This is a genomic window from Sorangium sp. So ce145, assembly GCF_051525985.1.
Lineage (GTDB): Bacteria > Myxococcota_A > Polyangia > Polyangiales > Polyangiaceae > Sorangium > Sorangium cellulosum_B.
This window is the reverse complement of record NZ_CP150315.1, coordinates 2542398-2564365: the sequence shown is the minus strand read 5'-3', so window position 1 is coordinate 2564365 and position 21968 is coordinate 2542398. Positions and strand designations below refer to the sequence as shown.

At 70.5% G+C, this 21968-nt stretch carries 13 protein-coding genes and 2 pseudogenes; 9 read left to right on the top strand and 6 right to left on the bottom strand.

Features of this window, described 5'->3' with window-relative positions; genetic code table 11:
- Nucleotides 1-32: 32 nt before the first annotated feature.
- Nucleotides 33-1106 carry a VOC family protein gene (locus WMF34_RS09805; protein ID WP_437993107.1) on the top strand — a complete coding sequence of 358 codons (1074 nt, stop codon included), beginning with the start codon at nt 33-35 and terminating at the stop codon, nt 1104-1106.
- Between the two features lie 95 nt (nt 1107-1201).
- Here the strand turns inward: WMF34_RS09805 and WMF34_RS09800 are convergent, their stop codons facing one another.
- Nucleotides 1202-2098, bottom strand: a complete 897-nt coding sequence (locus WMF34_RS09800) for an AraC family transcriptional regulator (RefSeq protein ID WP_437993106.1) — start codon at nt 2096-2098, stop codon at nt 1202-1204.
- A 62-nt stretch (nt 2099-2160) separates the two neighbouring features.
- The gene (locus tag WMF34_RS09795) at nt 2161-2877 is read right to left on the bottom strand and encodes a hemerythrin domain-containing protein (protein ID WP_437993105.1); all 717 of its coding nucleotides are present in this window, start codon (nt 2875-2877) and stop codon (nt 2161-2163) included.
- Between the two features lie 393 nt (nt 2878-3270).
- Here WMF34_RS09795 and WMF34_RS09790 point away from each other — a divergent pair, with 393 nt between their 5' ends.
- Nucleotides 3271-3753 carry a DoxX family protein gene (locus WMF34_RS09790; RefSeq protein WP_012234504.1) on the top strand — a complete coding sequence of 161 codons (483 nt, stop codon included), beginning with the start codon at nt 3271-3273 and terminating at the stop codon, nt 3751-3753.
- A gap of 164 nt (nt 3754-3917) precedes the next feature.
- Here WMF34_RS09790 and WMF34_RS09785 read toward each other — a convergent pair whose 3' ends face one another.
- Entirely contained in the window at nt 3918-5330 is a 1413-nt protein-coding gene (locus WMF34_RS09785) for an L-serine ammonia-lyase (protein ID WP_012234503.1), read from the bottom strand.
- Between the two features lie 216 nt (nt 5331-5546).
- On the opposite strand from WMF34_RS09785, the gene WMF34_RS09780 reads away from it, so the two are divergent.
- Together WMF34_RS09780 and WMF34_RS09775 are read left to right on the top strand one after the other, a co-directional pair.
- Entirely contained in the window at nt 5547-6341 is a 795-nt protein-coding gene (locus WMF34_RS09780; RefSeq protein ID WP_080599246.1) for an OmpA family protein, read from the top strand.
- Between the two features lie 14 nt (nt 6342-6355).
- The gene (locus tag WMF34_RS09775) at nt 6356-7630 is read left to right on the top strand and encodes a glycosyltransferase (protein WP_012234501.1); all 1275 of its coding nucleotides are present in this window, start codon (nt 6356-6358) and stop codon (nt 7628-7630) included.
- A gap of 52 nt (nt 7631-7682) precedes the next feature.
- Here WMF34_RS09775 and WMF34_RS09770 read toward each other — a convergent pair whose 3' ends face one another.
- Nucleotides 7683-8537, bottom strand: a complete 855-nt coding sequence (locus WMF34_RS09770; RefSeq protein WP_012234500.1) for an ABC transporter ATP-binding protein — start codon at nt 8535-8537, stop codon at nt 7683-7685.
- A complete protein-coding gene (locus WMF34_RS09765; protein WP_437993104.1) occupies nt 8534-9694 on the bottom strand; it encodes a sulfotransferase family protein in 1161 nt (386 codons plus the stop codon). Before WMF34_RS09765 ends, WMF34_RS09770 begins: the two co-directional genes overlap by 4 nt.
- A gap of 343 nt (nt 9695-10037) precedes the next feature.
- Here WMF34_RS09765 and WMF34_RS09760 point away from each other — a divergent pair, with 343 nt between their 5' ends.
- The 4 genes from WMF34_RS09760 to WMF34_RS09745 all read left to right on the top strand — a co-directional run bounded on the left by WMF34_RS09760 (nt 10038) and on the right by WMF34_RS09745 (nt 16052).
- Entirely contained in the window at nt 10038-11048 is a 1011-nt protein-coding gene (locus WMF34_RS09760; protein WP_437993103.1) for an ABC transporter permease, read from the top strand.
- A 35-nt stretch (nt 11049-11083) separates the two neighbouring features.
- Complete coding sequence (locus tag WMF34_RS09755; RefSeq protein ID WP_437993102.1) at nt 11084-12028, top strand: ABC transporter substrate-binding protein; 945 nt, start codon at nt 11084-11086, stop codon at nt 12026-12028.
- Nucleotides 12029-12031: 3 nt separating this feature from the next.
- Complete coding sequence (locus WMF34_RS09750) at nt 12032-14359, top strand: hypothetical protein (protein WP_437993101.1); 2328 nt, start codon at nt 12032-12034, stop codon at nt 14357-14359.
- A gap of 280 nt (nt 14360-14639) precedes the next feature.
- Nucleotides 14640-16052, top strand: coding sequence for a cytochrome P450 (locus WMF34_RS09745; RefSeq protein ID WP_437993100.1), 1413 nt, complete (start codon nt 14640-14642; stop codon nt 16050-16052).
- A gap of 34 nt (nt 16053-16086) precedes the next feature.
- On the opposite strand, the pseudogene WMF34_RS09740 reads toward WMF34_RS09745, so the two are convergent.
- Nucleotides 16087-16212 (bottom strand): annotated as a pseudogene (locus WMF34_RS09740) (integrase core domain-containing protein); the annotation flags it as partial.
- Between the two features lie 176 nt (nt 16213-16388).
- Between WMF34_RS09740 and WMF34_RS09735 the strand changes: the two are divergent.
- Nucleotides 16389-21945, top strand: a pseudogene (locus WMF34_RS09735) (AAA family ATPase).
- The last annotated feature ends 23 nt before the right edge of the window (nt 21946-21968 follow it).

Genomic DNA, 21968 nt, shown 5'->3' with positions numbered 1-21968 from the left:
GCCCCTCGGCAGGGAGCAGCACACCCCCGTCGGTGCGGCCGGATGACGCTGGCCGGACTGCTGGTGGGTGGAGCTACGCGCCGGACGCGGCGGCGTCGCTCACCATCCAGGCAAAGCGGTCGTCCACACCCGCGCTCGGTGCGGCGCATGCCCACGAGGGCCTGCACCGCCGTGGCTTCCAATTTGTCCAATACGGCGCCGCGCGCGGGCAACAGAATCGGCGCATGAAGATCATCCTCAAGATCATCCTCATCCTGGTCATTCTCTCTCTCGGAGGCTGCATGTCCCGTACCACCGGATCGACCTCGGCCATGGAAGGCCCCCATGCCAGCTCGGCCGTCGTCCGCTACCAGGTCACGGACGTCGATCGCGCCGTTCGCTTCTACACCGAGCAACTCGGCTTCACGCTCGACCTGCAGTCCGGCACGGCGTTCGCGACGGTCTCCCGCGGTGACCTGCGCTTGCTCCTGAGCGGCCCCGGCAGCTCCGGCGCGCGCCCCATGCCCGACGGCCGCGCTCAGGTCGCCGGCGGCTGGAACCGCGTCGTCCTCTACGTCGACGACCTCGCCGCGCTCATCGAGCGACTCCGCGCGGCCGGCACACCCTTCCGAAACGACATCGAACGCGGCGTCGGGGGCGCGCAGATTCAGCTCGAAGATCCCGACGGCAACCCGGTCGAGCTTCACGAGGCGCCGGAGGAATCGACCTCGGCCCTGGAAGGCCCCGATGCCACCTCGGCCGTCGTCCGCTACCAGAACACGGACGTCGATGGCGCCGTTCGCTTCTACACCGAGCAACTCGGCTTCACGCTCGACCTGCAGTCCGGCACGGCGTTCGCGACGGTCTCCCGCGGTGACCTGCGCTTGCTCCTGAGCGGCCCCGGCAGCTCCGGCGCGCGCCCCATGCCCGACGGCCGCGCTCAGGTCGCCGGCGGCTGGAACCGCATCGTCCTCTACGTCGACGACCTCGCCGCGCTCATCGAGCGACTCCGCGCGGCCGGCACACCCTTCCGAAACGACATCGAACGCGGCGTCGGGGGCGCGCAGATTCAGCTCGAAGATCCCGACGGCAACCCGGTCGAGCTTCACGAGGCATCGGCGGGTTAGCAGGACGGACTGGAAGCGACCGGGCTCGTCGTCTGTCGCGATGCGGTGCGCTGCGGCGCGTCCCGACGCCGCGCTGCTCCTTCGCGGTCATCGGGTCAGGACCTTCGATCTCGCGCGTGTTGCCGGTCCCTTCCGCGCGGCCCATCCGGCGCGGCTGGCGCGGCGAGGGCGATGTGGTGCAACTTGACGCGTTCGCGGGAGGAGTGGGCGACGAGCGCGGTCGGCGAATTGCCGGAGAGCGCCACGAACTCGCGGATCAGGTGCGACTGGTCGCAGAACCCTGACACGGCAGCGAGCCGGGCCCAGTCCGGCTCGCGCTCCCTCTCGGCCTGCGAGAGCGCCCGCCGAAAGCGTGTGATCCGGGCGAAGGCCTTCGGGGCGAGGCCGGTCTCGGCGGTGAACACGTCGATGAGCCGGCGGTGGCTGATGCCGAGCGCGGCCGCCACGTCGGCGACGCGCCTTTCGCCTCCCTCGAGCGCCGCGATCGCGTGCGGCACCAGGGGATGACCGGGGCGCGCAACCGAAAGGCGGTCGAGCAGCGCGCGCTCGATCAGCGCGAAGCGAGCGCGCGGCTCTGGCGCCGAGCACAGGCGTTCACGGAGCTCCGCCGCTCGCAACCCCCAGAGGTCCACGAGGTCGGCGTGCGTGTCGATCAGCGCGCCGGGCGGCGCGCCGAGGAACGGCCACGCGCCGCCGGGGCGGAATTGGACCCCGACCATCGATGCGTGCTCGCGTGTGTCGACGCCGAAGGAGGACTGGTACGCGCCCGACACGACCGCACCGGAGTAGCGGCGAATCGCGGGGCCGTCGTAGATGCGAACCTCGTCCTCGTCGAGGTTGACGACCAGCTGGAGGGTACCGGAGGGCAGGATGCGCTCGGCCGCGTGAGGCGGAGCAGCCGAAAGGTACCAGAGCTCGGCGACGTGCGCCGAAAGCGGCGGACCCGGCACGTGGCGGACATACAACACGTGGACATTATGGTCGACGATCATGCCGCCGGCCACATCGCTGCGCGGCGGTCGCGAAGGCCGGGTCCTCCCGTCGCACCGTCCCCCTATGTGGGCGTGAAGCTCGCGAGGTCGGCGATTCCGAGCGCCGCCTCGAGCTCGGTGACCTCGGCGACCGCCTTCTCGAAGCCCCCCTCGCCGAGCATGCGGTGCTCCTTGTCCTCGAACTGCTCGCCGAGCTCGGCATACGCCTTCCCGCCGACGAGCGCCCGAAGCGCGGGAAAGAGCACCGTGTCCTCGCGCGCCGCGTGCGGCCGGTACATCCGATTGAACGCGCGCAGCCTGTCGGCGAGCCTGCGGCGAGCGGCTTGCTCGCGAAGCGGCTCCCTCGCGAGCGTGAGCACGTCGGCGGTCACGAGGCGCCCGGCCTGGTGCTGGCGCCGGAGCACCACGACGAGCTCGGTGTGCTTGCCGGCCCTCTCGAAGCGGGGGAACAGGAAGTCTTCTTCGAGCTTCTCGTGATAGTCCTCGATCACCCGGCGCACGACGCCCGCAGCCGAGAGGAGCACGTCCTCCGGGACCTCTTCGTGCCCGTCCAGGCGCCGGATTGCTTCGTCGTACAGGAACATGACCCGGCGCAGGACCCCGTGCTCTCGCATCAGATCCTCACCGGGGGTGACTTCGTCGCCTTCCCCAGCGCCACCGTCCTGTTTCGGTTCCCGGGCCGCGGCGCCAGGCCGGGCGCAGGCGCCGAGGACGGCGCTCATGCCGATGCTGCTGGTCGCGAGCACCAGCGTCCGTCGCAACAATCCGTCGTTGTTCATGGGCGATGCCTCCCTTCCGCAGCGCGCCCCAGCGCGCTACCCGTGCTTCAGCCCCTCCACGCGTGTGCTGCGATCGAGCAGTCCATTCCCCTGGAGGCGCCGGTCACGGGCGCAGCAGCTGGCTCCATCCCGTGACCTGCGATGCGGGCGATTTGAGCCATGGATCACGATACCAAGGAGCGCCGAGCCGGCCGATGCGGAGGCGCCGGGTTCGATTGTAGGACCGAGCCGGAAGGCTGAAAGCCGCGTCCGTACGGCAGCGGGTCGAGATTGACGGGATTGCGAAGATCGTCTACGCGCTTCGAACCATCATCTGGACGGCGGATCGTGAGATCCGGGTGGGACTCTGGAAGATCCACATCCGCGCTCCCTCGACAGGGCTGGAACGAACGTATGAAACATCTGCGCAAGATGCTCGATTCCGAGGCGCCTGCGGCGACGCTCCTTGTCCGCCTCTCGGTCGGGGCCGTCTTCTTGTCCGAAGGGCTCCAGAAGTTCATCTATCCAGCGGAGCTCGGCGCCGGACGGTTCGTCAAGATCGGCATCCCCTGGCCGGAAGCCATGGGGCCTTTCGTCGGGGTGGTCGAGATCGTCTGCGGGGCGCTCGTGCTCGCGGGGCTCCTGACCCGGTTCGCCGCCGCTCTGCTCGTCATCGACATGGTCGTGGCGCTGGCATCGACCAAGCTTCCGATCCTGCTCGGCCGAGACATCCTCGGCTTCCACGTGCGCAAGCTGCCGCACTACGGCTTCTTGAGCATGGCCCACGAGGCGAGGACGGACTGGGCGATGCTGCTGGGCGCGCTCTTTCTCGTGATCGTCGGCGCGGGGCGCTGGTCCGTCGACGCGCGCCTGGCACGGCGCCGGAGCGCGCCGTGAAGGAATCAACCACCTCTCCCACGTCGGTCCGGCGCTGGACGGGGCGGATCTGTACGAGCTCGTATGGCTGGTTCTACGCCTCGGCGTGACGGCATCCCGGGGCCTGCCGCGCACATCGCGAGGAGGCTCGGATCCGCGCGGCCACGCACCTGGCCCCCGCGATCCTAGCACTCCGGCAGATTGACCCCCACCTCCACCGGCAGCTCGAGCACGTTGACCGCGAGCCCCCCGCGCGCCGTCTCCTTGTATTTCGACTCCATGTCTGCCCCGGTGTCGCGCATCGTCTTGATCACCTTGTCGAGGCTCACGAAGTGCGCCCCGTCGCCGTGCAGCGCCATGCGCGCCGCGCTGATCGCCTTGATCGCGGCCATCGCGTTGCGCTCGATGCACGGCACCTGGACGAGCCCGCCCACCGGATCACACGTCAACCCGAGGTTGTGCTCCATCGCGATCTCGGCCGCGTTCTCCGCCTGCTCCGGCGTGCCGCCCAGCCCCTCGGCCAGCGCGCCCGCGGCCATCGAGCACGCGGAGCCCACCTCGCCCTGACACCCCACCTCCGCGCCGCTGATCGACGCGTTCTCCTTGTAGAGAATGCCTATCGCGCCCGCCGTCAGCAAGAAACGGATGACGCCCTCGTCCGTCGACGTCGGCACGAAGCGCCGGTAATAGTGCAGGACGGCCGGGATGATCCCCGCCGCGCCGTTCGTCGGCGCCGTGACCACCCGGCCCCCGGCGGCGTTCTCCTCGCTCACCGCGAGCGCATAGAGGCTCACCCAGTCCATCGCCGTCAGCGGATCCCGGAGCCCCGCCTCGGGGCTCTCGATCAGCTTGCGGTACAGGGCCGGCGCGCGGCGCACCACCTTGAGGCCGCCGGGCAACACGCCCTCCGCCCGGAAGCCGCGCCGCACGCACTCCTGCATCACCCCCCAGATGCGCAGGAGCCCCGCCCGGGTCTCCGCCTCCGGGCGAAAGACCTTCTCGTTCTCCAGCATGACCCGGCTGATCGACAGGCCGCTCGCCGCGCACGCCGCGAGCAGCTCCGCGGCGCTGTGAAACGGATACGGCAGCGGCGTCGTGTCCGCTTCGATCGGGTTCTCCCCCTTCGCCGCCGCCTCGTTCACCACGAAGCCGCCGCCCACCGAGTAATACACGCGCGCGCGCAGCGGCGCGCCCCCCTCGTCCAGCGCCGTGAAGCGCATGCCGTTCGGATGAAACGGCAGGCTCCGGTGCAGGAAGGCCAGGTGTCCTTTCACCTGGAAGCCGATCTCGTGGCGGGAGAGCAGCGACAGCCGGCCGCTCTGCCGCACGCCCTCGACGATCGCGCCCGCCCGCTCGACGTCCACGCCGTCCGGCGTCTCGCCCATGAGCCCGAGGATCACGGCCTTGTCGCTGCCATGGCCGCGGCCGGTGGCGCCGAGCGACCCGAACAGCTCCACCGACACCGCCGCGGTGCGGGCGAGCAGGCCCGCCTCGTCGAGATCCACCGCGAACATGCGCGCCGCGCGCATCGGCCCGACCGTGTGCGAGCTGCTGGGCCCGATACCGATCTTGAAGAGGTCGAAAATGGTGACTGCCATGTGACGTGGAACGCCGTTCAGCAGGATCTCCGGCCCCGTTGCCGGAGCGCGCTCGGCGCTCGACCGTACAACCCTACACCGGTGCAGGCCGGCGCGCAGTGCGGCTCGCGCCGCGAACACACAGCAGGTCACCCCGCCGCTCCACCACGCGCGCCCTTTGGTATGCTCGGGGACGTCTTCCCGCATTTCCCTCACCCTCCAGAGATGGGGATCCCCATGCGCCATGCCCCGGCCGTGCTCCTTGCCGCCTCCCTGCTCGCCCCCGCCGCCGCGCGCGCCGACGGCCCCTCGCCCGCGCCCCCGCCCGCGCAGAGCGCCCCGGCGAGGCCACCCGCGCTCGAGGTGACGATCGACAGGTCCAAGGTGGACCTCAAGGGCCGCCAGATCGAGGTGAAGCTGTCGCGCGCCGCCAGCAAGGTGCGCATCAAGGTCCTCGGGCAGTCGGGCGCGGTCCTGGCCGAAGAGGAGAAGCCGTTCGGCGGGGCCGCCGCCGGCTCGCCGCTCGCCGTGACCTGGTCGCCCTCGAGCGACGAGCCCGTCGCGCGCATCGAGGTCTACGGCCACGACACCGCGGGGTACTGGGCGGGCATCGCGATCATCCCCTGGAACGTGAGCATCCCCCACGAAGAGGTGCAGTTCGAGACCAACTCCGACGTCATCCGCGCCCCCGAGGTGCCCAAGCTGGAGGCGAGCCTCCAGAAGATCTCGGAGGTCGTGGCGAAGACCAGCGAGCTCGGCAAGATCACGCTGTTCATCGTCGGCCACACGGACACGGTCGGCAGCGCGGAGCACAACCTCGCCCTGTCGCGGAAGCGCGCCCGCGCGATCGCCGCCTGGTTCAAGGGCCGCGGCGTGAAGCTCTCCATCGCCTTCGAGGGGCTCGGCGAGTCGGCGCCGCTCGTGAAGACAGCGGACCAGGTGGACGAGCCCCGCAACCGCCGGGTCGACTACATCCTGTCGGTCGAGCCGCCGCGGCTGCCGTCGGGCGACGCGTCCTGGAAGGCGCTCTGAGGCGAGGCGGCCCCATGAAGACCACCATCCTCGCCCTGGGCACCCGGGGCGACGTCCAGCCCACGATCGCGCTCGGCAAGGCGCTCGCGGCCCGCGGCCACGCCGTCAGCGTCCTCGCCGGCAAGAGCTTCCAGCCCTGGATCGAGGCGCACGGGCTCACGGCGGTCCCGGGGAGCGTCGACATGGTCGAGGTCATGGAGAGCGACCTCGGGAGGGAGTGGGTGTCGCGCGGCACGAACCCCATGGCCCAGTCGCGGATCCTGCAGCGGCTCATCGATCGCTTCGGCGCGGAGATGACCGACGACGCCCTGCGCGCGTGCGAGGGCGCCGAGCTCATCCTGAGCAGCTTCACCTCGGACACGTACGCGGCCTCCATCGCCGAGGCCTCCGGCGCGGTGCAGGTCAGCATCCCGTTCCAGCCCTCCATCCTGGCCACGCGCCACGGGCCCACCGCGGTCGCCGCGCCCTTCCCGCGGAGCGACAGCCTGCTCAACCTCCTGTTCGGCAAGCTCCTGATCGAGCCGACGGTGTGGCGCTGGTACGGCGGCGTGACGGCCCGCGTGCGGCAGAGGCTCGGCCTGCCGCCGCAGGATCGGCGCGCGTACATGGCCGCGCTGCGCCGCATGCTGGTCGTCCACGCCTACAGCGCCCACGTCGTCCCGCACCCGCCGGACTGGCCGCCCAGCTACCACACGACGGGCTACTGGTTCCTCGATGAAGGCGGCGACTACCGGCCGCCCGAGGCCCTCGAGCGGTTCCTCGCGGCGGGCGAGCCGCCTGTCGCCCTCGGCTTCGGCAGCATGACGTCCCACGATCCCGGCGCCACGACGAGGCTCCTCGTCGACGCGGTCGCGCGGAGCGGCCAGCGCGCCATCCTGCTCTCCGGCTGGGCCGGGCTCGGCGACACGGCGCTGCCCGACACCATCCTCCGGATCGACGGCGCGCCGCACGACTGGCTGTATCCGCGGGTCGCAGCGGCGGTGATCCACGGGGGCGCAGGCACCGTGGCCGCGTGCCTGCGCGCCGGGCGGCCCGCGGTGGTCGTCCCGCACCTCGGGGACCAGCTCTTCTGGGGGCGCCGCGTCGAGGAGCTCGGCGTCGGCCCGCGCGCCATCCCGCGGCCACGCCTCACCGCCGACGCGCTCGCGGCCGCGATCCGGACCGCCGCGACCGACGCCGGCATGAAGCAGCGCGCCGAGGAGCTCGGACGCAAGATCCGCGGCGAGGACGGCGTGGCGGCGGCGATAGGCCACATCGAGCGGCACCTCGCGGCGCGCGCGACGACGTGATAGCGCAGAACGCCAGCGCCGAGGACACAGGCCATCGGCCGCCCGTCCCTCGTCATGACGCAGCCCTCGAGCCATCGAACGTCTTCGAGCTCTCCTCCCGGATCAGCCCGAAGAGCTCTTGATACAACGCCTGGTAGGTCGGATCGAGCCGCGCGCGCGGGCTCCGCGGCCGCGGCACGTCGACGTCGACGATCCGCCTGAGGCCGCTCGGCTTGACCCCCAGCACCACCACGCGATCGGCGAGGAAGATCGCCTCGTCGATGTCGTGGGTCACGAACACCACGGTGTGACGCCAGCGCTCCCAGAGGCCGAGCAGCTGCTCCTGCATCAACGCGCGTGTTTGCGCGTCCAGCGCGCCGAACGGCTCGTCCATCAGCAAGATGGCGGGCTCCACGGCGAGCGCCCGCGCGATACCCACGCGCTGCTGCATGCCCCCCGACAGCTGCTCCGGGTAATGCTCGGCGAAATCCGACAGGCCCACGAGCGCCAGGTAGTGCCGCGCGCGCTCGCGCGCCGCCGCGTCGCCGGCCATCCTGAGGCCAAAGGCGACGTTGTCGAGCGCCGTCATCCACGGAAACAGCGAGTGCTGCTGGAACACCACCGGGCGGCGCGGGCTGGGCTCGGTCACGAGCTCGCCGTCGACCCGCACGGAGCCCGCCCGTGGTCGTTCGAACCCGGCGATCACGTTCAGCAGCGTCGATTTGCCGCAGCCGGACGGCCCGAGCACGGCCACGAACTGCCCCGGCGCGATCGTGAGGCTCACGCGCTGGAGCGCCGTGACCTCGCGCCCGGCCTTGCCGAACCGCACCGATACCTCGGTGAGCTCGATGGCGCCGCCCGCGCGATTCGCCAGGGCGGCGCGCTCGCCCGCGGCTGCCAGCGCCCCATCGATTGCCGCCTGCGTCACAGCACGATGCCCGTGCCGTGGTAGCGACGCTTCACGGCGAAGTAGTCCTTCCATTTTCGAGGCGCGCGCTGGCCTGCGATGAACTCCTCGTCCCAGTCGAAGAGGGGTTCCTCCGCGCCGAACGGGCGCGGCGCGGCGTCGCGCGTCCACAGGCCACGCCGGCGGCGCTCCTCGCGCTGATCCACGAGCCAATCGTTGTAGCTCTCGTACACGACATGCCCCTCGGGCGCGTCGAGGGTCGCGGCGCGGATGCGGGCATCGAGCTCCAGGAAGAGCGCGGCCTCCTCGCCCGAGATGGGCCGCGGGCTCACCCCGACCTCGTACCCTGCGCGCTCGAGCGCGTCGGCGGCGACCGCAGCGAACACGCCTTGCTCCTCCAGGCTCAAGTACTGCCGGTAGATGCCGACGTACTGCGTCGAGACCGGACCCCCGAGGGCCCGGTGGTCGCGCGTCTGCGCGCGCCGGCGCGCGATCTCCCCCCGGTGGAACTCGAGGACCTCGGGCTCGTGGTCCTCACCCAAGAACTCCGCCACCCGTTCGAGCACGCGCTCGGGCTCACGGGCGAGCTCCTCGTAGCGCACGTCCAGCCATTGCGACCTGGACAGCGTGCGCGCCCAGCGCTCGGCGATGGATTGCGAGCGGCGCCAGATCAGCGCGGCGGCGTAGACGTTGCGGGGGCCGAACGCCGAGCGGAGCTGTTCCACCGCGACATCGCGCCCGTCTCGCACGAGGTTCAAGAACTTCGCGTCGGGGAAGTCCTCGAGGATCTCGCGTACGTAGAACAGATTGTGCGGTGTCTTCTCGCCCCAGCGCGGCTTCTGCACCGCGTCTGCGTAGCGCTCGAGGATGACGAGATACGCTTCCCCGAACGTGTTTCGCCGGGTGCGAGCGACGAGCTCCTGCACGATCGTGCTCGGGTTCAGGTCCAGCCCGAAGAACGGCGTCTTCAGCCCGAAGATCATCTCGGAGACGAGCGCGCGAAAGCTCTCCGCCCGCGTCAGATCGCCGTACGTGTGCAGGTAGGGACGGAAGCGCGGGTAGTACCAGGCGACCTCGGGCACGGCGAGGCGGCTATGATGCCCCAGGATCGCCATGAGCAGCGTTGTGCCGGAGCGCTCGTTACCGACGATGAAGAACGGAGCGTTGGAGCGGGCCATACGGATGCTCAGAGCATACCGGAGGACACGCGCAACGGTCTATCCGGATCGTCTCGTGTGGTGTCGTTCTCCGGCTCGCGGCGATAACGCGACCTCACCGGGCCTTGGGTGATCCGGTGACCGGCGCTCGGCCATGCCGCCTCTGTCTCTCGATTTCCCCGCTGCTGCCAGAGCAGCAGCGTTGCTGATCCGCTGCTGCTATGGAAGCAGCGTCGCCCCGCGGCGACGGAGAAATCGCCCGTCGCGCGCGACTTTTGTCATTGGCACGTTCTTGGCATGTCCGCTGCCAGCACCAGCCGATGCAGAGCTCGCGCGGCCGACGTTCGCGCCTGACCGAGCGCGCGTGAGCGGCGCCGGCGGCGTGGGATTGCGTTGTCGGACTTCGTCTCACGATCGAAAGACACTTGATGTCCCTCGTCCTCATCTCGGAGCGCGCCTCGGCCGTTCATGCCATGGCTGTGCGCCCTCACACTCCCATCTTCGTCAGGCTGATCCGGGACGCGAGATCGAAGACGTTCGATGGCCCGAGGGTCGTGCCGTGACGAGCGACGCCGAGTCCAGCCTGCTCGCCGCGCCCGTTCCCGGGCGCCCGGTCCGCTGGGACGTGGCGCGCGCGTCGGGTCTTGCGCTGGCCGGCGTGGCCCTGCTGTTCGGCGGCTGGGGCGCGGCGTCGCTGTGGCTCGACAACGCGATCCTGCTGCCCTCGCCCTGGGCCATGCTGCGCGGCTTTCGCGAGGTCGTGCAGGACGGCACGCTGCTCGTCGACGTCGCCGCCAGCTTGAAGCGGGTGCTGAGCGGCTTCTCGCTGGCGGCGTTCACGGCGGTGCCTTTGGCCTTGCTCGTTGTGTCGTTTCCCTCGCTGAGCCAGCTGCTCCTGCCGGTGCTTTCCCTTCTGCGCCCCATCCCGCCCATCGCCTGGGTGCCCATCGCCATCCTGTGGTTCGGCCTCGGCGATCATCCCAGCTATTTCGTCACCGCCGTCGCGGCCTTCTTCCCGATCTTCCTCAACGCCCTCGGCGGCGCTCGCGCGGTCGATTCGCAGCACCTGCGCGCGGCGCGCTGCCTGGGCGCGCGCCGGCTGTCGCTCTTGCGCTTCGTCTATCTGCCTTCGTCGCTGCCCCACGTGTGGACGGGCCTCAAGATCGGCCTCGGTCAGTCGTGGATGGCCGTGGTGACCGCGGAGCTGGTCGCCGCTCGCTCCGGGCTGGGACACATGATCGAGCTGAACCGGCTCCAGCTCGAGACGCCGCGCGTGTTCGTCGGCATGTCGATGATCGCCATCATCGGGGCGTTGATGACGTCCGCGCTCGGCAGCCTGGAAGCGCGGATCTTCCCCTGGAAGAAGGCGGGCTGAAGGTCCTTCGAACGAAGCGGAACAAAGAGAGAATCATGAGTCGAGGAGCGAGAAAGTTCGGCTGGATCGCCGCGCTGACGGCGCTTTCGGCCGTCGCGCTGGCGCTCGCGTGGCCCCGGGTCCCGAGCGCCCAGCCGCTGGCCGTGCGCGTCGGTTATCCCACCGCGCTGCACGGCGAGGTCGCGAAGGTCCTGGGCAAGACGGACATCGGCAAAACGCACGGCATCGCGGTGCAGGCCGCCTTCTTCCAGTATGGGCCGCCGCAGATCGAGGCCCTGGTCTCGAAGAGCCTCGACGTCGCGTTCACGTCGCTCGTGCCCACGGCCACCTACCTCTCCAAGCAACCGGGCGCGGTGACGGTGATCGCCGCCGTGGGCGAGTCCGGCCACGGCCTCGTCGTGCCCGCCGACAGCCCGGCGCGGTCGCTCGCGGATCTGAGAGGAAAGACCATCGCCGTCGCCTTCGGCACGGACTCACAGGTCGATTTGCTCGCGGCGCTGCGGGAGGCCGGGCTGGACCCGGCAGCGGACGTCACGGTCGTCAACGTGCCGCCGAACGCGCAGCCCGCCGCGCTCGAGCAGAGGCAGGCGGACGCGGTGCTGCTGCGCCAGCCGCAGCTGCTCAAGTTCAGCCAGAAGGGCGCGCGGGTGATCCAGCGCTGGCCGCATCACCTCTGGGCCATCGCACGCACGGAGTTCCTCGCGGAGCACCCCGGCCTGCGCGAGCGACTGGCGGCGGCGATCCAGGAAGCAGCGCTGTTCGTGGCGGCGAACCCTCGGCGGACGGCGGAGTGGTTCGCCGAGGATCTGCGCCTCGATCCCTCGCTCGTGCAGCAGATCTCGGCCGAGAACCCGCTGTATGCCGCGGGCAAGCAGCTTTCGGTCGCCGTCTCGCCCGAGCTCAGGGCCTTCGCCGATCGGCGCGCGCAGGAGCTCGTCGACTTCGGGCTGACGAAGCGCCGCGCCGAGTTCGTGTACTGAGCCGTGGCGACCACCGTGATCGCCCCGGAGGGGCTCGAAGCGTATCTCGCGGGATTGCCGTTCCTCGGCTCGCTCAGCGCCTCGCACGGCGAAGTGCGCGCAGGGGCCGTGGAAGAGATCCTCTTGGTCTACGAGATCGGCGCTTCGGGTATCGCCGACAGCGGCCGGCTGAAGATCACATTCAAGTTCTACTCGGACTGGGGCGAGCTGCAGACGCACGAGCCGCGAGGGCGCGACTACCTGAGTGCGCGCTTCGTGCCGAGGGCGAGCTTCCCCGGCGAGAGCCCGGCGACGCTCCGGCGCCTGGCCGTCAAGTACGACACCAAGGGACACGAGCGCCCGTACCAGAAGGCGGTCATCGTGGACCTCGTCGACGGCTTCGCGCGCCCCGGTGATCGCATCGAGGTGCGCCTCGGAGATCGCTCGCACGGCGGAGCCGGCACGCGCGTGCAGACGTTCGTGGAGGACGGCTTCAGGTTCCGCGCGTACGTGGACGTGACAGGCACGTCGCGGCTGGCGGCGGTCCCCGGCGACATCGTGCTCCGCGTCGCTGCCGGGCGCCCGCACGCCCTGCGGGTGCTCACGCCGCGCGCGGCTCGGCCCGGCGTGAGCGTGCCGGTGGTGGTGCGGCTCGACGACGCCTGGGGCAACCCGTGCGCCCTCGCGGTGGCTCGGGTGAGCCTCTCGCTCAAGGGCGGCGCGGCGGCGAGCGAGACGGTGGCGTGGGTGGCCGGCGCGCGCGCGCTGCGGCACGAGCTCCGGCCTTCGGAGGCGGGGAACTACCGGCTCGAGGTGCGCGTCGATAGCGGAGAGGAGACATGGGTCTCGTCCGTTCCGCTCTCGATCGGCGAGTTGCCCAGCGAGCGCCCGTACTTCGCCGACCTACACGTGCATGCGCACGACACCGTCGGCACCAACTCCACCGCCTCCAACCTGAGCTTTGCGCGTGACCTCGCTGGGCTCGACGTGCTCGGCTACACGGTGAACGATTTCCAGATCACGGATCGCGACTGGAGCTCGGCGCTGGCGGACATAGCGCGCTTCCACGAGGACGGCCGCTTCGTGTGCTTCCCGGGCACCGAGTGGTGCGGCAACAGCGCCGTGGGAGGAGACCACAACGTCGTCTTCCTCTCCGGCGAGGTGCGTTTCCCGAACGACGCGAGCGGCAGATCGCTGCGCTCGTTCGAGTGGCACGAGCACATGCGCGGGGCAGCGCCGGAGCCCGGCCGCTGGCCGCTCACCGCGCTCTACGCGGCATATCAGGACGCGCCAGAGCGCTTTCTCTTGATCCCTCACGTGGGCGGTCGTCGCGCGAGCCTCGACTACCATCACACGGAGCTCGAGCGGCTATGCGAGCTCTCGTCGTCCTGGGGGCACTTCGAGTGGCTGTTCTCGGAGGCGCTCGCGCGCGGCTACCGGCTCGGCGCCAGCGCCTCCGGCGACGAGCATCGCGGGCGGCCAGGCGGGGGCGCTCCCGGCGCGTCGATCTTCGGCGTGCGCGGCGGCCTCACCGGCGTGCTCAGCCCGGCGCTCGATCGCGCCTCTATCGGCCTGGCCCTGCGCCAGCGCCGAACGTGGGCCACGACCGGCGAGCGCAACGTCGCGCTCTTGGCGTCGGGCGCGCACGTGCAGGGCGACGAGCTCGAGCACGCGGGGCCGCTGCCCGTGCGTTACCGGGTGCTCGGGCATTCTGGCTGGGAGTACGTCGCGCTCAAGGATCACCGAGGCGTGGTCTGGGAGCGCGACCTGCACCGCGAGTTCGGCTACGCCGCGCAGCGGCTGCGCGTGCGCTGGGGCGGCGCGCGCGTGCGCGATCGCTATCGTTGGGCCGACTACGCGCTGTCGCTGCGTGTGAGCGGCACGGCCGTCGAAGACTGGACGGCGCGCGGCTTCGAGCACCCCGAGGAGAGCGTGCGTGCGCTGTCCGACGGGCGCTTCGAGGTCCGGAGCACCACCCATGGCGACGCGGACGAGCTCGATCTCCGGCTGCTCTCGCTGCGGCACGCCCAGCTCACGCTCGACGTGCGCGTGAGCGGCTTCGATGGCCAGCCCTGGCGAGAGGCGGCGCAGCTCGAAGTGAATGGAGGAGCGTTGCTCGACAAGGGCCGGGTTCATTTCGATCTCGGCGGCGAGGGCCTCTTCGTCGCGGTCGAGCGCGTGACGGACGCGGCGCTGCCGCTGGAGCTCACGGGCGAGCTGACGGTGCCCTGGAGCGCTGCACCGCCGGCGCTCGATGGGCAAGCGCCCGCCTATCCTGTGTACCTCTTCGGGCGCGAGATCGGCGACGCCAAGGTCTGGACCAGCCCGCTCTTCGTGCGCTGGGCTCGCTAGTTCCGCTCTCGCGAGGACGCCTTTCGCTGTGGTGTGACAGCGTAGGAATCCACCGTCCGAGGACATCGGCCTTCGGACGCTCACGGAGTCGCGTGTACCTCGCGCGTCCACACTGTGGGCGGTGGGGGGAGGCACGCCGGGAAGGCGTCTTTCCAAGGTCTCGTCGCCGGGGTCCGGGCTCATGTACGCTCGTCCGATCAGCGCAGCGGGCGCTCCATCCGGCGAGCGGCTCGGATACCGCCCCTCGCGCGGATACGCCCCTTACCTTGACGAGGCCATGATGCAGCCAGATCTTCTCTCCAGCACACCCGCCCGCGCCGCCGCCGGCGCCGCCGCCCGCGCGAGCACGCCGCCGTCGACGCGCGGCTTTCCGCTCGTCGGCGTGCTCCCGCACCTGCTCAAGGATCGGCTCGATTACCTCCTCTCGGCGAGAGAGCAGCTCGGCGATCTGTACACGATCGATCTCGGGGTCGCGCGGCTCGTCGCGCTGAACCACCCGAGGCACGCGCAGCACGTCCTGCGCGACAACGCGCGCAACTACCGCAAGGGAGGCGCGATATGGGAGAGCGTGCGCTCGCTCATCGGCAATGGGCTGCCCACGAGCGAGGGGGATCTCTGGCTGCGGCAGCGGCGGATGATCCAGCCGGAGTTCCACCGGGACCGGCTCGCCGCGATGTGCGACCTCATGGTGCAGGCGATCGACGACGGCATGGCCGGCTTCGGCGCGGCCGCCGCCGCGGGGCGCCCGGTCAACGCCGAGCGGGAGCTCCCGCACATCACGATGAAGGTCATCCTCAACACCATGTTCGGCTCGGGGATCACCAAGGAGGAGGCGGACGCCGTCGGCGGCTCGCTCCGGTACGCGCTCGACTACATGCTCCTCGGGGCCGCGCTCCGGGCGCTGCCGAGCTGGATACCGGCCCCCGGGCGGCGCCGCTTCGAGCGATCGGCGAAGGCGATCGACGAGCACGTGTTTCGCTTCATCGCGCAGCGCCGCGCGCAGCCGGGGCGCGGCGGCGATCTGCTCTCGATCCTCCTCGCCACGGTGGACGCCGAGACCGGCGAGCAGATGACCAATCAGCAGCTGCGGGACGAGGCGGTGTCGATGTTCCTCGCCGGGTACGAGACGACCTCGGTCGCCCTCGCGTGGGCGCTCCACCTCCTGGTCGAGCACCCCGACCTCCTGCGGGCGCTCGCGGCGGAGGTCGACGAGGCGCTCGGCGACAGGCGGCCCGGCTTCGCGGACGTCCCCAGGCTCCCGCTCGCGCTCGCGGTCGTCCAGGAGGCGCTCCGGCTCTACCCGCCAGCGTACTGGATACCTCGCACCGCGATCGAGGACGACGAGATCGACGGCTTCCACATCCCCGCCGGCACGATGGTGGGTGTCATGACTTATGTCCTGCACCGGCACCCCGACCACTGGGAGGCTCCGGCGCGCTTCGACCCTGGCCGGTTCACGCCCGAGCACGCGCGCGCCCGGCACCCGCTCGCGTTCATCCCGTTCGGGATCGGGCAGCGGCAGTGCGTCGGCAAGGAGTTCGCGCTCATGGAAGGGCAGCTCATCCTCGCCCGCCTCCTCCAGCGCTACCGGATCAGCGCGGTGCCGGGGCGGACGACGCGGCTGCACTTCGCGACCACGCTGCGCACGTCCGGCGGCGTGTGGCTCCGGCTGGAGCCGCGCCCGGGAAGGTGAGATGACTCGAGCGGCGCGAAGGCGTGTAGCGCTAAGCCGGCGTGCTCTGGCCGAACGCCTCGTGCGGACGCTGGTCACTGTATTCGTGCCGAAAGCGGTCGAAGACGCGCTGCTGCGCTGCCAGCGTGGCTTTTGGCGGCGATGTCGCGGGCGCGCCGAGCGCCCGGACTCCAGAGCGGCGTTCGGAGTTTCCTGACGACCTCACGCGCCTGCACACCCAAGAGTCGCACGAGCTGGGCGTGGCCAACGTCCGCCGGTGCCAAGTCACACCCTTTGGAATATATAGCTGACTGGTTGTAGTGCGTCGCATTGACGAACGAGCGAGCAAGGTTTTCGATGATCGTCGAGAGAGGCTACGCGCTCCGCGAGAAGATCGAGGAAACCGCCGACTTTACCCTGTACCGCGCATGCCGCGAGGTCGACGGCGTCCCGGTCTTGCTGAAAATCCTGCGCGCGGAAAGAGCGACCGGCGCCGAGATCGCGCGCTTCAAGCACCAGTACGAGCGCATCGCGCGCATCGCATCGCCCCGCCTCGTCGCGCCGCGCGGCGTCGAGGCGCTCGCCGGCTCCTTGATCGTCGTCCTCGAGGACTTCCCGGGCCGCGATCTCGCGCGGATCCTCGCCGCGCGCCCGTCACGCAGGATGCCTGTCGGCGAGGCGCTCGAACTCGCGGCCGCGCTCGCCGAAGGCCTCGCCGCGGTGCACGCGGCCGGGCTCGTCCACCGCGATCTGCGCCCGAAGAACGTGCTCGTCGGCGCGCGCGGCGCGGTCAAGATCAATGGCTTCGGCGTCGACGCCGAGGTCACCCACGCGCACGAACGGCTCTACGCGCCGGCGGTCATCACCGACGTGCTGCCCTACGTCTCCCCCGAGCAGACAGGCCGCATGAACCGCGGCGTCGACTACCGAACCGACCTCTACGCGCTCGGCGTCATCCTGTACCAGATGCTCACGGGTCAGCGCCCCTTCGAGGCCCTGGACCCGATGGAGCTCATTCACGCGCACCTCGCCCTCGCGCCCGCGCCGCCGTCCCGCGTCGATCCGACCATCCCCGAGGCCGTCTCCGACGTCGTGCTCAAGCTGCTCGCGAAGAACGCCGAGGAGCGTTACCAGAGCGCCGAGGGCCTGCTCGCCGACCTCGAGCGCTGCCGCGAGGCCCTGCGCGGCACGGGGACGATCGAGCCCTTCGTCGCGGGCCAGCGCGATCGTCAGGACCTCTTCCGGATCCATCAGAAGCTCTACGGCCGCGAGCATGACATCGAGGCGCTCACCGCCGCGTTCGTGCGCGCGCTCGAGGGGAGCCGTGAGATCGTCCTCGTCTCCGGCTATTCGGGGATCGGGAAGTCCTCGCTCGTGCACGAGATCTTGAAGCCGCTCGCGCGGCAGAAGGGCTATTTCACGAGCGGCAAATCCGACCAATACAACCGCGACGCGCCCTACGGCGCGGTGATCCAGGCGTTCGACGGCCTCGTGCGGCAGATCCTCACCGAGAGCGATGCGCGCATCCTCCGCTTTCGGAGCGCGCTCCTCGAGGCGCTCGGGCCGAACGCGCACGTCGTCTGCGACGTCATCCCGTCGCTCTGCCACGTGATCGGCCCGCAGCCGCCCGTCCCGGCGCTCGGCCCGATCGAGGCGCAAAACCGCCTGAACCGGTGCTTCTTGCTGTTCGTCTCGGTGTTCGCGCGGCGCACGCACCCGCTCGTCCTGTTCCTCGACGATCTTCAGTGGATCGACCCCGCGAGCCTCGGGCTGATCCGCGCGCTCCTCGCCGGCGACTCGCTCGATGCGCTCTTTTTCTGCGGCGCTTACCGTGACAACGAGGTATCGCCCGGGCACCCGTTCGTCCTGGCGATCGAGGAGCTCAAGCAAGCCGGGCTCGTCGTGCACGACATCGTCCTCGCCCCGCTCGCGCGCGCGCACCTGCTCGAGATGCTGTCGGATAGCCTCAAGCGCGGCGACTGTGGGCCGCTCGCCGATGCGGTGCAGAAGAAGACCGGCGGCAACCCGTTCTTCGTCAAGGAGTTCGTCCGGTCGCTGCACGACCACGGCGTCCTCGCGTACGCAGCCGGATCAGGCTGGCGCTGGGACCTCGCGGCGATCGACGCGCTCGGGTACACGGACAACGTCGCAGACCTCATGGTGCGCACCATCGCGCGCCTGCCGCCGGCGACGGTGAAGGCGCTCAACCTCGCCGCGGCGATCGGCAACCGGTTCGACCTCGACGTGCTCGCCGCGGTGAAAGAGTGCTCGCCGGAAGACGCGTACGCCCGCCTCGATCCCGCCGTGAGCGAGGGGCTCGTGATCGCCGGGCGCGGCGGCTACCGCTTCGCCCATGACAAGGTCCAGGAGGGCGCCTACGCGATGATCCCGGAGGCGGACCGACCCGCCTTCCACCTCCGGATCGGCCGGCTGCTCGCGGGCAAGCTGGACCTCTCGGAGAGCCAGAGCCTCTTCGACGTCGTCGGCCACCTGAACAGCGCAGGCGACCTCGTGTCGGACCCCGCGGAGCGCCTGCACCTCGCCCGCATGAGCCTCGAGGCCGCCTGCCGCGCCGAGGACTCGGCCGCCTTCGGCGCCGCGCTGCGCTACCTGCAGCTCGGCCTCCTGCGCCTTCCGGAGGACGCCTGGGCGTCACAGTACCCGCTCCGCCTCGAGTACGCGAAGAGAACCGCCCTGATGCTCTCGCTCTGCGGCCGGCATGACGACGCCCTCGCGATCCTCTCCGATGGCCTGGAGCGGGCCGCGAGCCGGCTCGATCGCACCGAGGTGCTTCGGCTCAAGATGAACGTGCAGGTGCTCAAGAACGACCTGCCAGCCGCGCTCGCGGAGGGGCTCGAGGCCCTGCGCCCGTTCGGGATCGACCTGCCTCCTTTCCCGGACGACGTCCTGCTCGACGCCCAGGTGCGGGCGACGATGGATCTCGTCCGGGAAAGGACGATCGAGGCGCTGCCAGGCCTGCCGCCGCTCGGGGACCCGGAGATCCTCGCCATGCAGGACGTGCTCCAGGAGCTCTTTCTCCCCTGCTACTTCCTGGCCACGAACAACCTCGGCATCACGGTCGCGAAGATCCTCGAGAACACGCTGCGCCACGGGCTCTCGAAGAACTCGATCTTCGGCTGCATGAACTTCGGGATGCTCCTCTGCGCCCGCGGCGACATCGCGCTCGGCTACCGCTTCGGCCGCGCCGCCATCGACCTCGCGGACCGCTACACGGACAAGAAGTCCGAGGCGATGCTCCGCAATATGTGGGGCGCCTTCGTGCAGCATTGGCGAGAGGGCTACGCCGCCTGCAAGGCGTCGCTGGTCGCCGGGGTGCACGCCGGGCTCGAGACGGGCCAGTACATCTGGTCTTTCTACAACACGGTCAATGGCATCACGAACAGCCTCCTCCGCGGCCTCCCGCTCTCCGACCTCCTCGCCGAGGCGCAGGGCTACCAGCCGATGCGCAGGCTCGACGAGTTCAATGCCATCACCTGGATGGTCGGCGCGGTCGGACAGATCGCGCACCAGCTCTCTGTCGAGACCGAGCGCCCCGCCACGCTCAAGGGGGCGTGGGTCGATATCGACGAGGTGATCGAGGAGTCCCGCCGCATCGACAACCAGGCCTCGTTCTTCCTTCTTCGCCCACTTCTACATCGTCGTCCTCTGCGTCTTCCAGGGGGCGTTCGAGGAAGCGGCGCGCGCCGCGCTCTTGCCGCACATCGAAATCCCGGCCGTGGCGGCCTGGCATGGCAACCCCGCGTTCCATTGCTACGCGGGAATCGCGTTCACGCAGGCGGCGGACGTCGTCTCCCCGGAGGAGCGCGCGCTCTTCCTCGCCCGCGCCGAGGTCTCCGCCGAAAAACTCTCGCGCTGGGCGGACCTCTGCCCGGAGAACGTGGCGCACCGCCGCGCCCTCCTCCTCGCCGAGCTCGAGCGCGCCCGCGGCGACGTGCGCGCCGCCGGGGACCGCTACGACGATGCGATCGCGCTCGCGCAGCGCGGCGGCTATCTCCACGACGAGGCGCTCGGCAACGAGCTCGCGGGCCTCTGCTTCCGCGCGCTCGGCAAGACCACCATCGCGGGCGCCTACCTCACCAAGGCGCACAGGGCGTACGGCCGCTGGGGCGCGACGGAGGCGATGCGGCGCATCGAGCACGCGTACCCCGACCTCGTCCCGGGCGAGAGCCTCCGCGGCGAGAGGAGCCCGCAGGCCGGCGCCGCGCTCGACGTCGGCTCGGTGCTCAAGGCCTCCCAGGCCATCTCGGGCGAGATCGTCCTCGACCGCCTGCTCGACGCGCTCATGCGCATCATGGTCGAGAACGCCGGCGCGCGGCGCGGCGTCCTCCTGCTCCTGCGTGACGGACGGCTCGTCGTCGAGGCCGAGCACCACATCCGGGATGCGTCGGTCCACGTGCTCGGCGCGGCGCCCCTCGAGGGCCGCGAGGACCTGCCGGCCAGCGTCGTCACGTACGTGGCGCGGACGCGCGAGACCGTCCTGCTCGACGACCTCGCGATCGACGGGCCGTTCGGGCGCGATCCCTGCTGCGCCGGCGGAGCGCCGCGCTCCTCGCTCGCCGCGCCCCTCGTCTACAAGGGCCGCCTCGCCGGCGTGATCTATCTCGAAAACGACCTCACCCGCTCTGCCTTCACCCCCGATCGCGTCGAGGTGATCCGGCTCCTTTCGGCCCAGGCGGCCAACTCCATCGAGAATGCGCGCCTCTATACGGATCTGCAGCAGGAGAACGCGGAGCGACGGCGCGCCGAGGAGGTGCTCCGCCATTCCTACGCGCTCCTCGAGGCCACGCTCGAATCGACGGCGGACGGCATCCTCGTCGTCGACGACGAGCAGCACGTCGTGCGTCAGAATCGCAGGTTCGCGGCGATGTGGCGCATCCCGGACGAGATCCTCTCCACCGGGTCGGACGACACGTTCCGTACGTTCGCCAGCGACCAGGTCCTCGATCCCGAGGCGTTCCTGCAGAGGATCCGCGCTCTCTATGCCTCGCCCGAGGAGTCCAGCTTCGATGCCATCCCGTTCGCGGACGGGCGCGTCTTCGAGCGTTATTCGCAGCCCCAGCGCCTCGGCGGGCGCGTGGTCGGGCGGGTCTGGAGCTTCCGCGACGTCACCGCGCGCGTGCGCGCCGAGCAGCAGCGCGATCAGCTCCTCCTGGACGAGCGGCGGGCGCGCACGGCAGCGGAGGAGGCCGTGCACCTGCGGGACGAGTTCCTTTCTATCGCCTCGCACGAGCTCCGCACCCCACTCACCAGCCTGCAGCTCGCCATTCAATCGCTGGGGCAAAGGCTCGCGCGGGGCATGGACGTCGAGCGCGTGCGTTCCGCGGTCGCCCTCTCTGGCCGCCAGGTCAAGCGCCTCACCGACCTCGTCGATATGCTCCTCGACGCCTCCCGGATCCAGGCGGGGAGGCTCGAGCTGTACACAGCGCCCGTCGAGCTGCGCGCGCTCGTCGACGAGGTCGTCGCCCACCTCGGCGATCAGATCGCGCAGTCAGGCAGCGCGGTCGCCGTGCGCGCGGAGCAGCCGGTCATCGGCCGGTGGGACCCGCACCGCCTGGAGCAGGTCGTGACCAACCTCCTCACCAACGCGATCAAGTTCGGGGAGCGCCAGCCGATCGACATCGCGATCACCCGGGGAGATCGGATCGCGCGGCTCTCGGTGACGGACCGTGGGATCGGGATCCCGGCCGAAGTGCAGGCGCAGCTCTTCGAACGATTTCGCCGCGGCGTCTCGTCGAAGAATTACGGGGGGCTCGGGCTCGGCCTCTACATCACCCGCACCATCGTCGAGGCGCACGGCGGCCGAATTCGCGTGTCGAGCGAGGTCGGCCGGGGCTCGACCTTCTGCGTCGAGCTGCCGTTCTCGACCGAGCGCGCGGGAGATTTGGCGTCGTAGCGGTTGCCTCGAGCGGCTTCGTG